This is a genomic window from Streptomyces mesophilus, assembly GCF_011044995.1.
In the GTDB taxonomy this organism is placed as follows: domain Bacteria; phylum Actinomycetota; class Actinomycetes; order Streptomycetales; family Streptomycetaceae; genus Streptomyces; species Streptomyces mesophilus.
In genome coordinates this window covers 1-12,532 of sequence record NZ_JAAKZW010000234.1, presented here as the reverse complement: position 1 = coordinate 12,532, position 12,532 = coordinate 1, and the positions used below count along the sequence as shown (strand labels likewise).

The window sequence follows — 12,532 nt, the reverse complement described above, 5'->3', positions numbered from 1 at the left end:
GACCCGCCCCCGACCACGGACCCGACCCCGTCGGACCCGCCGCCCAGCGACACCTCGGACCCGAGCCCCACGGGCTGACGGGAAGCCGGCCGGCCCGGGCCTCGGGCCCGGGCTCTCAACCTCTGGTCCTCAGGCCCGTGCCCTCAGACCCCAGGATCCGCCGGATGCGGCGCCACCAACGGCAGCTGGGAAGCCAGCCGCTGCTCGCACATCCCGACCAGGACCTCGTACGCGGCCGGCCCCATCAGCTCCCTCAACTCCGGCTCGTACGACAGATAGACCGGCTTGCCCGCTCCATGGGCGGACGTCGCAGAGGTGCACCACCAGTGCAGATCATGGCCGCCAGGCCCCCAGCCCCGCCGGTCGTACTCGCCGATGGACACCTGGAGGATCTTGGTGTCGTCGGGCCGCTCGATCCACTCGTACGTCCGCCGCACCGGCAACTGCCAGCACACGTCCGGCTTGGTCTCCAGCGGCTCGCGCCCTTCGCGCAGCGCCAGGATGTGCAGCGAGCAGCCCGCGCCGCCCGCGAACCCGGGCCGGTTCTGGAAGATGCACGACCCCTCCCAGCGCCGCGTCTGCCGCTCCCCGTCCTCGTCCTCCTGGGTCCACCCCGAGTCCGTACCGACGGGATGGTGCTGCCAGATGTCCGGCGTGAGCTTGGCCACGAACCCCGCGACCCGCTGCTCGTCCTCCTCGTCCGAGAAGTGCGCCCCGAGCGTGCAGCACCCGTCGTCCGCACGCCCGGCCTGGATCCCCTGGCACCCGCTGCCGAAGATGCAGTGCCAGCGCGAGGTGAGCCAGGTCAGATCGCAGCGGAAGACCTGCTCGTCATCGGCGGGATCCGCGAACTCCACCCAGGCGCGCGGGAAAACGAGCCCCTGCTCGTCGGGGGCCGCCCCCTTCGCGGCCTTTCCGGGCTTGTTCGCCTTGGAGTCCTTCTGTGAAGCCTTCACCGAATCACCTGACTTGCGGGCCTTGCCAACCTTGCCGGTCTTGTCGGGCTTACCCGCCTTACCCGACTTCTCCGGCTTCGCGTTCTTCGTCTTGGGCACGCACCCAGGGTATGCGTGCCGAGCCCCTCGCGTGGACCGTCGATCCCCGAACGCGCAGTAGCGTTTTACGTATGAGACTCGGTGTCCTCGATGTGGGTTCGAACACGGTGCATCTACTGGTGGTGGATGCCCACCCCGGCGCGCGCCCGCTGCCCGCCCATTCGCACAAGGCAGACCTGCGGCTTGCCCAACTCCTCGACCGCACCGGGGCGATCAGCCCCGAAGGGGTCGACCGGCTGATCGCCACCGTCAAGGAAGCCCTCGAAGCCGCCGAGGACAAGGGCTGCGAGGACGTGCTGCCGTTCGCGACCTCCGCGGTGCGCGAGGCGGGCAACGCCGACGAGGTCCTGGCCCGCGTCAGGGACGAGACCGGCGTCGACCTGCAGGTTCTGTCCGGCGAGGAGGAGGCCCGGCTCACCTTCCTCGCCGTACGCCGCTGGTTCGGCTGGTCCGCAGGCAAGCTGCTCGTGCTCGACATCGGCGGCGGCTCGCTGGAGATCGCGTACGGCATAGACGAGGAGCCCGACGCCGCCGTCAGCCTCCCGCTCGGCGCGGGACGCCTCACCGCGGGCTGGCTGCCGGGTGACCCGCCCGACCCGCAGGACGTCAAGGCGCTGCGCCGGCACGTGCGCGCTCAAATCGCTCGTACGGTCGGGGAGTTCAGCCGCTTCGGCAACCCGGACCATGTCGTCGCCACCTCCAAGACCTTCAAGCAGCTGGCGCGTCTCGCGGGCGCGGCGCGCTCCGCCGAGGGCCTGTACGTCCAGCGCGAGCTGAAGCGGAAGTCCCTGGAGGACTGGGTGCCGCAGCTCGCCGCGCGGACCGAGGAGCAGCGGGCCGAGCTGCCCGGCGTCTCCGAGGGCCGGGCCGGACAGCTCCTTGCCGGGGCCCTGGTGGCGGAGGGCGCGATGGATCTGTTCGGCGTCGAGACCCTGGAAATCTGCCCGTGGGCGCTGCGCGAGGGCATCATCCTGCGCCGCCTCGACCAGATGGCGGCCCCGGGCGCCACTGCGCAAGGAGCGACGGTTTGAGCCACGACTTAAGCGACGCAGGCCATACGAGGTCACCTGCCGACAGCCCGTACAGGGCCCGTACGCTGTCTTTCGTGGCAGAACCAGTGGTGCGGATCCCGGATGCGAAGGTCGCCCTGTCGACGGCCTCGGTCTATCCGGAGTCGACGGCGACGGCCTTCGAGATCGCCGCGCGCCTGGGCTACGACGGTGTCGAGGTCATGGTGTGGACCGATCCGGTCAGCCAGGACATCGAGGCCCTGCGCCGGCTCAGCGACTACCACCGGATGCCGATCCTGGCGGTGCACGCGCCCTGCCTCCTGATCACCCAGCGCGTCTGGTCCACCGACCCGTGGACCAAGCTGCAGCGCGCCCAGGCCGCCGCCGAGAAGCTGGGCGCCTCGACGGTCGTGGTGCATCCGCCGTTCCGCTGGCAGCGGCAGTACGCCCGCGACTTTGTGACCGGGCTGTGGCGGATGGCCGACGAGACCGACGTGCGGTTCGCCGTGGAGAACATGTACCCGTGGCGCTACCGCGACCGGGAGATGCTCGCGTACGCGCCCGAGTGGGATGTCACCAAGGACGACTACCGGCACTTCACGGTCGACCTGAGCCACACCGCGACCGCCCGCACCGGCGCGATGGAGATGATCGACCGCATGGGCGAGCGTCTCGCGCACATCCATCTCGCGGACGGCAACGGTTCGGCGAAGGACGAGCATCTAGTCCCGGGCCGCGGCACCCAGCCCTGCGCCGAGCTGTTGGAGCGCCTCGCGCTCAGCGGCTTCGACGGCCATGTCGTCATCGAGGTCAACACGCGGCGCGCGATGTCCAGCGCCGAACGTGAGGCCGATCTCGCCGAGGCGCTGGCCTTCACGCGGCTGCATCTCGCCTCGGCCCTGAACGCGACCTCGAAGCAGTGACGGCCGCCCAGCCCGAGGGCGCGGCGCCCCGCCGCGGGCGCGGGCGTCCCTCGCGTACGGAAACGGAAGCGGAGTCGGGTCCCGGCACCAGGGACCGGATCCTCGCGGCCGCCCGAGAGCAGTTCTCCGAGCGCGGCTACGACAAGGCGTCCATCCGCTCGATCGCCAAGGCCGCGGGGGTGGACTCGGCGCTCGTGCACCACTACTTCGGAACGAAGGACGAGGTCTTCGCGGCCGCCATCGAGGTCACCTTCGAGCCGGCCCAGACCGTCGTCGGCACGGTCGGCCAGGGTCTCGACGGTGCCGGCGAGCGGCTCGCCCGCTTCTTCTTCGCCGTCTGGGAGAACCCGGCCACGCGTACCCCGCTGCTCGCGATCATCCGCTCGGCGGTCACGCACGAAGCGGCGGCCAAGGTCCTGCGCGCCTTCGTCGTGCGCCGCCTGATCGAGCGCGTGGAGGCGGACCTCAAGGTCCCCAACCCCAAGTTCCGCGCCGAACTCGCGGCCTCGCACATGGTCGGCATCGCCATGGTCCGTTACGTGGTGAAGGTCGAGCCGCTCGCTTCGGCGGACCCGGAGGAGATCATCGCGCTCGTGGCGCCGACCTTGCAGCGGTATCTGACCGAGGAGTGAGCCCTCCGTCCCGTATTCCGGACATGCTGTCCAGATCTTGGAGCCCCGGCGTACGCTCGACAGAACCAGCACTGTCTTGAAGGAGCGAGCGACGATGCCCCAGCTGAGGTCCCGCACTGTCACCCACGGCCGCAACATGGCGGGCGCCCGCGCCCTTATGCGGGCGTCGGGCGTACCGAGCGGGGACATCGGCCGCAAGCCCATCATCGCGGTGGCCAACTCCTTCACCGAGTTCGTCCCGGGCCACACCCACCTCGCCCCCGTCGGCCGGATCGTCAGCGAGGCGATCACGGCGGCCGGCGGCATCCCGCGCGAGTTCAACACCATCGCCGTCGACGACGGCATCGCGATGGGCCACGGCGGCATGCTCTACAGCCTGCCCTCGCGCGACCTGATCGCGGACAGCGTGGAGTACATGGTCGAGGCGCACTGCGCCGACGCTCTGATCTGCATCTCCAACTGCGACAAGATCACCCCGGGCATGCTGAACGCGGCCCTGCGTCTGAACATCCCGACCGTCTTCGTCTCCGGCGGCCCCATGGAGGCAGGACGCGCCACCCTCGTCGACGGCACCGTCCGCACGCTCGACCTGGTGGACGCGATGTCGGAGGCCGTGAACGAGAAGGTCTCGGACGAGGACATCCTCCGTATCGAGGAGAACGCCTGCCCGACCTGCGGCTCCTGTTCGGGCATGTTCACCGCCAACTCGATGAACTGCCTCACCGAGGCGATCGGCCTCTCGCTGCCGGGCAACGGTTCGCTCCTCGCCACGCACACCGCCCGCAAGGGCCTGTACGAGGACGCCGCGCGCACCGTCGTGGAGCTGACCCGGCGCTACTACGAGCAGGACGACGAGTCGGTCCTGCCCCGTAACATCGCGACCTTCGCGGCCTTCGAGAACGCGATGGCCCTCGACATCGCGATGGGCGGCTCGACCAACACGATCCTGCACCTGCTCGCCGCGGCCCAGGAGGCGGAGGTCCCGTTCGGCCTGAACGAGATCGACGCCGTCTCGCGCCGCGTCCCGTGTCTCGCCAAGGTCGCCCCGAACGTCGGCAAGAACCGCACGTACTACATGGAGGACGTGCACCGCGCCGGCGGCATCCCGGCCCTCCTCGGCGAACTGCACCGCGCGGGCCTGCTCAACGAGGACGTGCACTCCGTGCACAGCCCGTCGCTCGCCGACTGGCTCAAGACCTGGGACGTGCGCGCCGGTTCGCCCAGCCCCGAGGCGATCGAGCTGTGGCACGCGGCCCCCGGCTGCGTCCGCTCCGCCGAAGCCTTCTCGCAGTCCGAGCGCTGGGAGGCGCTGGACGAGGACGCCGCCGAAGGCTGCATCCGCTCCGCCGAGCACGCCTACTCCCAGGACGGCGGCCTCGCGGTCCTCAAGGGCAACCTCGCCGTCGACGGCTGCGTCGTGAAGACGGCGGGCGTGGACGAGTCGATCTGGACCTTCGAGGGCCCGGCCGTCGTCTGCGAGTCGCAGGAGGAGGCCGTGGAGAAAATCCTCCTGAAGCAGGTCACGGAGGGCGACGTGGTCGTCATCCGCTACGAGGGCCCCAAGGGCGGCCCCGGCATGCAGGAGATGCTGTACCCGACCTCGTACTTGAAGGGCCGCGGCCTCGGCAAGGCCTGCGCCCTGATCACCGACGGCCGCTTCTCCGGCGGCACTTCGGGCCTCTCGATCGGCCACGCCTCGCCCGAGGCGGCCTCCGGCGGCACGATCGCGCTGGTCGAGGACGGCGACCGGATCCGGATCGACATCCCGAACCGCACGATCGAACTCCTGGTCTCCGACGAGGACTTGGCCGCCCGCGAGAAGGCCCTGAACGGCACGTACGCGCCGAAGAACCGCGAGCGCAAGGTCTCCCAGGCCCTCAAGGCCTACGCGGCGATGGCCACCAGCGCCGACAAGGGCGCGGTGCGCGACGTGAGCAAGCTGGGCTGATCGCCTCAGTACCTGTGTGAAGGGCCGGTCCCTAGGGGGCCGGCCCTTCCGCGTGGTCACCCAGGTGGCTCGGCGGTCACTTGGGCGGCTTGGCCGGGTCGAACGAGAACACCGTCCCGCCCGACGAACTGACCACCAGCGCACCCTCGGCCCGCAGCACCTCGGGCCCGCCCCAGGACGCGGCGTCCACGGGTGCGTTGCGCGGCGGGGTCTGCCAGAGCTCTTCTCCCGTACGGGCGTCGAGCGCGAGCACCCGGCCGCTGCTGGACGCCAGATAGAGCACACCGTCCAGGACCAGGGGCGTGCCCGGACGCTCCAGCGAGGTCGGCGTACTCCACAGCTGCCGGCCGCTGTGCACGTCCACGGCGGTCACCGTGCCGTCTGTGCGCCGTACGTACATCGCCGAGCCGAGGATGTCGACGCCCGTGCCCTCGACCGGCTTTGCCAGGCGCACCGTGGCGCGCTTCCGCTTGCCCGTCGGATCCATCAAGGTGAGCGAGGTGTAGCGGGTGACCCAGTCGAACCCGCCCTCGGGGTCCGGCTGTTCACCGCCCGCCACCGGGATCACCAGACGTCCGTCGTCGAGCACCGAGACGGCGCCCTCGGCGTCGGCGACGACCGGAAGCTCATGCGCGTTGCCGTCCGCGGGGTCGAGGCGCTTGAGGGCGAGCCGGTAGGTCTTCCCGTCCTCGGTCTCGGCATCGCATCTCGCGTAGATCGCGCCGCCCAGCTCCACCGGCATGCACATCTGCTCGGGCATGACCGGCGTCGTCCACACCGTCCGGCCGCTCGACAGATCCCGTGCGGTGATCGAGGTGTCGTCCGGATCCAGCGTCGCCACGAGCCCGTCGACCACGGCGGCCGAGGAGACCCCGGTGCTGGCCGGCCGGCTCCACACCCGCTTGCCGGTGGCCGCGTCCAGCGCGGTGATCTGTGCCCGTTCCCCGGGCTGCGCCTCGAGGACGATGACCTTCCCGCCGCCGGCCCCGAGCGGCGACGAGTCGTGCATCCCGGACTCGGACTCCCCGAGTCCGGCCGGTGCGGGCGCCCGCCACAGCACGGCACCGGTCGCGAGGTCGATCCGTACGGTCAGGATGCTCCCGCCCCCGCAGAACGCGGCCGCGCCCTCGACGACACATTCCTGTACGTCGGCGAAGTGCCGCCATCGCTCGGGCGGTCGGCCGCCCCGCTCCGCCGCGCCGACCAGCGAGGTCTGCCACGGCTTCCAGCCCGCGGGCAGTGCGGTACGCGGGGCAGCGGGCGCCGTGGTCGATCCCTTGCCCCCGGTCCGGCCGCCCCCGGAGTCGGGCCCGAAAACGGCCACCGCGGCACCGACGGCCGCCACGACCACCAGGGCGCCGGCCGCGAGCAGGATGCGGGCGCGCCGGCGCGGCTTCGCGGCCGTGGCGGAACCCTCGGACCGTTCCGAGGCCTCGGATTCCGCGGACTCCACCGGACCGAGCGTCCCGACCGGCGGCAGCGACGCCGCTTCCGGCCACGGGGTGTCGCTCGCCGGCCGATGGGCGTCGCTTCCCGGCCCGCGAGCAGGAGTGCTCCGCATGGTCAGCGTCTGCTGGTCCCCGGCCGCCGGCCAGACCACCGTCTGTGCCGTCCGCTCCGGCAGCCGCCGCAGTTCGTGCGCCACGACGTCGAGCGCCGGCCGCTCGCCCGGCTCCTTCGCCAGGCACCCGGCCACCACCTCGCGCAGCGGCTGCGGCACCCCGTCCAGCTCGGGCATCTCGTTCACCACGCGGTACGCGGTCAGATACGGGCTGTCCGCGTCGAAAGGCCCCTTGCCCCGCACCGCGTAGACGAGCAGCGCGGCCAGCGAGAACACATCGGACGCCGTCCCGGTCGACCGCGGATCGCTCAACTGCTCGGGCGACATGAACGGCGGCGTCCCCATCACATGCCCGGTCGCGGTGAGCGCCTGGTTCTCGGCCGCGCGCGAGATCCCGAAGTCGATCACCCGGGGCCCGTCGGCCGCCATCAGCACATTCGCCGGCTTGAGATCCCGGTGCACGACACCGGCCCGGTGGATGTCGCCCAGCGCCTCCGCGAGCCCCAGCGCGAGCCGCCGCAGCTCACCGCCCTGCACGGGACCCTGGTCGCGCAGCCGGTCGGCGAGCGTCGGGCCGGGTACGTACTGCGTGGCCATCCAAGGCCTGCGCGCCTCCGAGTCGGCGTCCACGACGGCCGCCGTGAACGCACCGCTGACCCTGCGGGCCGCGGCCACCTCCTGCCGGAAGCGCGTACGGAAGACCGGATCGCCCGCGTACTGCTCGTGGATGACCTTGATCGCGACATCACGGCCCGAGGGCGCATGCCCCAGGAACACCGTCCCCATCCCGCCCGATCCGAGCCGATCACTCAGCCGATATGCCCCGACAGCATGCGGATCGTCCTCCCGCAGTGGCACAACAGGCCCTCCCCGTACACGAGTTGACGCCTACAACATAACTGCGGACTCTCGTACGCTCGACGGCCCGCGCCCCCACACCGTCCGCCCACGCCCCGAGGTCCGGGATAATCAACCTCGTGAGCGACGAAAACGGCACGAACGAGACACCCACCGCCCCGGCGGGCCCCCAGCCCGAAGAGCTCCCCCTCTTCGGCACCACCTGGCTGAACCACGACGGCGGCTACCTCTGGCGCCGCATCGGAGCCGGCCTCGGCTCCCTCGCCCTCGCCGCCGCCGGCGCCTTCGTCCTCCGCTTCGCGTTCGAGGGCCTGGAGATCGCCAAGGTCGGCGACTTCGTCAACGTCCTGGTCATCGTCGCCTTCTCCGCCTGCAGCGCCATCGCGTTCCGCCGCGCCTGGGAGTCGTACGGCAAGCGCACCGACCCCGATACGACACAGTCCGCGAAGGGCTTGATGGCCATCGGCTTCATCGGCGTCCTGCTCGCGTACTTCTTCCGCAACCTCTACGAGGCCCCCGGCGAAAAGCTCCGCCGCACGGAATACGAAACGGCCCGCACCCGGTACGAACGCCGCTCGTCCCGCCGCGCGGGCAACCCGAAGAAGAAGCGCCGCGGCTGACCGCACTGGCGCGGCCGGTCGAACCGCCGCGTCTCGGTGTGTGACGGGCTTGGGAGTGGGCGTACCCCGGGGTTTCCGGGAGCTCCTATTCGTCGCTCCCGGCAGTCACGATGAAGTCATGACCGACTTCGCGCTTTCCTTCGACGCCGTAGCCGCTCAATACGCCACCGCCCGCCCCGACTATCCGCCGGAGCTCTTCGAGACGCTCGAGGAACTGACCGGCTCGCCCCTCGACGGCCGCCGCGTCCTCGACGTCGGCGCCGGCACGGGCATCGCCACCCGCCTCCTGCGCGCGCGCGGCGCCCACGTCATCGCCGTCGAACCCGGCCCGGGCATGGGCGCCCAGCTCCACACCGCACTGCCGGACATCCCGCTCGTACGGGCGGCCGGCGAGGCCCTGCCGTTCACCGACGCCTGCGCCGACCTGGTCACGTATGCCCAGTCCTGGCACTGGACGGACCCGGAACGCTCATCCCCGAGGCGCTGCGCGTCCTGCGCCCGGGCGGCGCCCTCGCCCTGTGGTGGAACGTGCCCGACAGCCCCTGGTCCGCCGCCCAGGAGAAACGCCTCGCGTCCCGCGTCCCCGGCCACCACGGCTTCGGCGTCGCCGTCGATACGGAACACCTCATCGCATCCGTCGCACCGGCCGCCGCCCGCGCCCACCGCCGCCTCCGGTGGACCCGCGAGGTCTCGCTCGACGCCCACCTGGCCCACTTGGGCAGCCGCTCCTACTTCGCGGCGCTGGGCCCGGACCGCGCGGCACCTCTCCTGGCCCAGGAGCGCGCGGAACTCCTGCGCGTGTTCCCGGACGGACAGGTGACGGAGCACTACACGGTGGAACTGACAGTCGCGCTCAAGCCGGCTGCCGCCGTGAGCTGACCTCCGCGGGCACTTGACTCCGCACCCCTGCGCGACCCATATTCATCACATGATGAATTATGGATCCGGAAAGGCCCCCGAGCCCGGACCAGGCACCCCGGGCCCCGCCATCAAGGCCGCAGACCTGACTGTGGTCCGCGGCCCCCGCACGGTCCTCAAGGGCCTCCGCTTCGACGTACCCCGAGGCCAGATCACCGGCCTCCTCGGCCCCTCCGGCTGCGGCAAGTCCACGCTCATGCGCGCCGTCGTCGGCACCCAGGCCAAGGTCACCGGCACCCTCGACGTCCTCGGCGAACCGGCCGGCTCGGCGCCCCTGCGCTCCCGCATCGGCTACGTCACCCAGGCCCCCTCGGTCTACCTGGACCTCACCGTCCGCCAGAACCTCGAGTACTTCGCCGCGATCCTCATCCCCGGCCGCGGCTACGCCGACCTGCGCCGCGACTACGTCACCCGCGCCATCACCGACGTGGACCTGGAAAGCCACCAGGACGCACTCGCCGGCACCCTCTCCGGCGGCCAGCTCAGCCGCGTCTCACTCGCCGTCGCCCTGCTCGGCACCCCCGAGCTCCTGGTCCTCGACGAACCGACCGTCGGCCTCGACCCCGTCCTGCGCCGCGACCTGTGGAACCTCTTCCACGACATCGCGGGACGCGGCACCACGATCCTCGTCTCCTCGCACGTCATGGACGAGGCCGAGCGCTGCCACCGCCTCCTTCTCATGCGCGAAGGCGAGGTCCTCGCCGACGACACCCCGGACGCCCTGCGCCACCGCATGGACACGGACACCGTCGAAGCCGCCTTCCTCCGCCTGGTCGACGAGGCCACCGCCGCCGAGAAGAGCTCGGCGACCGCGACCGGGAGCAGCAGCACCAAGGAGACCTCGCGATGAACACCTCCCGCACCCTCGCCACAGCCGCCCGGGTCCTGCGCCAGCTCCGCCACGACCCCCGCTCCATCGCGCTGATGCTCTTGGTCCCGTGCGTGATGCTGCTGCTCCTGCGCTACGTCTTCGACGGCAGCCCGCGCACGTTCGACAGCATCGGCGCCTCGCTCCTCGGCATCTTCCCGCTGATCACGATGTTCCTGGTGACGTCCATCTCGACCCTGCGCGAACGCACCTCGGGCACCTTGGAACGCCTGCTCGCGATGCCCCTCGGCAAAGCCGACCTGATCCTCGGATACGCCCTGGCCTTCGGCACCCTCGCGATCGTCCAGTCACTCCTCGCCACCGGGCTCGCCTTGTGGGCCCTGGGCCTCGACGTCATCGGCTCCCCGTGGCTGCTCCTCCTCGTCGCCCTGCTCGACGCCCTCCTCGGCACCGCCCTCGGCCTCTTCGTCTCGGCCTTCGCCGCGTCCGAATTCCAGGCCGTCCAGTTCATGCCGGCCGTGATCTTCCCCCAGCTCCTCCTCTGCGGCCTGTTCACAGCCCGCGACAACATGCAGCCGGCCCTGGAGAAGATCTCCAACGTCCTCCCCATGTCGTACGCGGTGGACGGCATGGGCGAAGTCCTCAAACACACAGACGTAACCGCCAACTTCATCCGCGACGCATTGATCGTGGCCCTGTGCGCATTCCTGGTCCTCGGCCTGGGCGCGGCCACTTTGCGCCGCAGGACGGCCTGACACATTCAGCCCCTGCGGCGATTGAGCAGATCCGAACGAAGTTCGGATGCGGGGTCCGGGGCGAAGCCCCGGTTTCGGGAAGGGGCGGGGCGGGGGAGAAGGCCCGCCGCAGGCGCCCCCACCCGATGCGAGGATGGCCCAACGAACAACGCAACCGGGAGGCCCTCGCATGACCCAGAAAGTCGCCGTCCTCGGCACCGGCAAGATCGGCGAGGCCCTGCTCAGCGGCATGCTCCGGGCAGGCTGGGCCCCCGAGAACCTCCTGGTCACGACGCGCCGCCCGGAACGCGCGGCAGAACTCCGCGAGCGCTACGGGGTCGAGACAGTCACCAACCCCGACGCCGCCAAGCGCGCCGACACCCTCATCCTGGCCTGCAAGCCCCAGGACATGGGCAAGCTCCTGGAAGAGCTCGCCCCCCACGTCACCACGGACCGCCTGATCATCAGCGCGGCGGCGGGCATCACCACCTCCTTCATCGAGGACCGCCTCGCCGAAGGCACCCCGGTCATCCGCGTCATGCCCAACACCCCGGTCCTCGTGGACGAGGGCATGTCCGTCATCTCGGCCGGCAGCCATGCCACCCCCGCCGCCCTCACCCACGCCGAGGAGATCTTCGGCGCGGTCGGCAAGACCCTCCACGTCCCGGAATCCCAGCAGGACGCCTGCACCGCCCTCTCCGGCTCCGGGCCCGCGTACTTCTTCTACCTGGTCGAAGCCATGACGGACGCCGGCATCCTGCTCGGCCTGCCCCGCGACAAGGCCCATGACCTGATCGTCCAGGCCGCCATCGGCGCCGCCGTGATGCTCCGCGACAGCGGCGAGCACCCGGTGAAGCTCCGCGAGAACGTGACGTCCCCCGCGGGCACCACCATCAACGCGATCCGGGAGCTGGAGAACCACGGCGTACGCGCCGCGCTGCTCTCCGCCCTGGAGGCAGCCCGCGACCGCAGCCGCGAGCTGGCCGCGGGTTGACACGGCCCTCGTAGATCCGTAGTGTTCTCCGAGTTGCCCGACGTGAGAGCCGATGAAAGTCGGTCCCCGGACAGCCATTCCGTAAGACCCACTACAAGCATTCCGCGTTCGAACGCGGTCTCGCTTTCGTGCGCTCTTACGAAATGAGGAATAGCCCCCGATTAGCTCGGGAGCGAAGATTCCGCTAAAGTCTCACTTCGTCGGAACGGCCCAACAGCCGCAAAGACAACCCGAGTTGACCGGGAATCAGGCCCGAAAGGATCTGATAGAGTCGACACCGCCGGAAGGGAAACGCGAAAGCGGGAACCGGAAAGCACCGAGGAAATCGGGCCCGAAAGAGTCTGATAGAGTCGGAAACACCGAAGGGAAGCCCGGAGGAAAGCCCGAGAGGGTGAGTACAAAGGAAGCGTCCGTTCCTTGAGAACTCAACAGCGTGCCAAAAGTCAACGC

General features: G+C 70.7%; 10 protein-coding genes and 1 pseudogene. 9 read left to right on the top strand and 2 right to left on the bottom strand.

What is annotated here, in order from left to right; all coding sequences use genetic code 11:
- Positions 1–143 precede the first annotated feature (143 nt).
- Positions 144–1,055 carry a hypothetical protein gene (locus tag G6045_RS34005; protein WP_165336050.1) on the bottom strand — a complete coding sequence of 304 codons (912 nt, stop codon included), beginning with the start codon at positions 1,053–1,055 and terminating at the stop codon, positions 144–146.
- A gap of 71 nt (positions 1,056–1,126) precedes the next feature.
- Here G6045_RS34005 and G6045_RS34000 point away from each other — a divergent pair, with 71 nt between their 5' ends.
- The 4 genes from G6045_RS34000 (at position 1,127) to ilvD (ending at position 5,568) form a co-directional block, all read left to right on the top strand.
- Entirely contained in the window at positions 1,127–2,086 is a 960-nt protein-coding gene (locus G6045_RS34000) for a Ppx/GppA phosphatase family protein (RefSeq protein ID WP_165336049.1), read from the top strand.
- Positions 2,087–2,160: 74 nt separating this feature from the next.
- Positions 2,161–2,988: a sugar phosphate isomerase/epimerase family protein gene (locus G6045_RS33995; RefSeq protein WP_165336048.1), complete on the top strand. Its 828-nt coding sequence runs from the start codon at positions 2,161–2,163 to the stop codon at positions 2,986–2,988.
- Positions 2,985–3,620, top strand: coding sequence for a TetR/AcrR family transcriptional regulator (locus G6045_RS33990; RefSeq protein ID WP_165336047.1), 636 nt, complete (start codon positions 2,985–2,987; stop codon positions 3,618–3,620). Before G6045_RS33995 ends, G6045_RS33990 begins: the two co-directional genes overlap by 4 nt.
- Positions 3,621–3,714: 94 nt before the next feature.
- Positions 3,715–5,568, top strand: coding sequence for a dihydroxy-acid dehydratase (gene ilvD / locus G6045_RS33985; RefSeq protein WP_165336046.1), 1,854 nt, complete (start codon positions 3,715–3,717; stop codon positions 5,566–5,568).
- A gap of 76 nt (positions 5,569–5,644) precedes the next feature.
- On the opposite strand, the gene G6045_RS33980 is transcribed toward ilvD, so the two are convergent.
- The gene (locus G6045_RS33980) at positions 5,645–7,987 is read right to left on the bottom strand and encodes a protein kinase domain-containing protein (RefSeq protein WP_165336045.1); all 2,343 of its coding nucleotides are present in this window, start codon (positions 7,985–7,987) and stop codon (positions 5,645–5,647) included.
- Between the two features lie 119 nt (positions 7,988–8,106).
- Between G6045_RS33980 and G6045_RS33975 the strand changes: the two genes are divergently transcribed.
- From G6045_RS33975 to proC, 5 genes and pseudogenes are all read left to right on the top strand, one after another.
- Positions 8,107–8,607: an EamA/RhaT family transporter gene (locus tag G6045_RS33975; protein WP_165336044.1), complete on the top strand. Its 501-nt coding sequence runs from the start codon at positions 8,107–8,109 to the stop codon at positions 8,605–8,607.
- 118 nt (positions 8,608–8,725) lie between these two features.
- Positions 8,726–9,486 (top strand): annotated as a pseudogene (locus G6045_RS33970) (class I SAM-dependent methyltransferase).
- Between the two features lie 49 nt (positions 9,487–9,535).
- A complete protein-coding gene (locus tag G6045_RS33965) occupies positions 9,536–10,375 on the top strand; it encodes an ABC transporter ATP-binding protein (protein WP_165336043.1) in 840 nt (279 codons plus the stop codon).
- Complete coding sequence (locus tag G6045_RS33960) at positions 10,372–11,109, top strand: ABC transporter permease (protein WP_165336042.1); 738 nt, start codon at positions 10,372–10,374, stop codon at positions 11,107–11,109. Before G6045_RS33965 ends, G6045_RS33960 begins: the two co-directional genes overlap by 4 nt.
- Before the next feature lie 169 nt (positions 11,110–11,278).
- Complete coding sequence (proC, locus tag G6045_RS33955; protein ID WP_165336041.1) at positions 11,279–12,082, top strand: pyrroline-5-carboxylate reductase; 804 nt, start codon at positions 11,279–11,281, stop codon at positions 12,080–12,082.
- Positions 12,083–12,532: the final 450 nt, after the last annotated feature.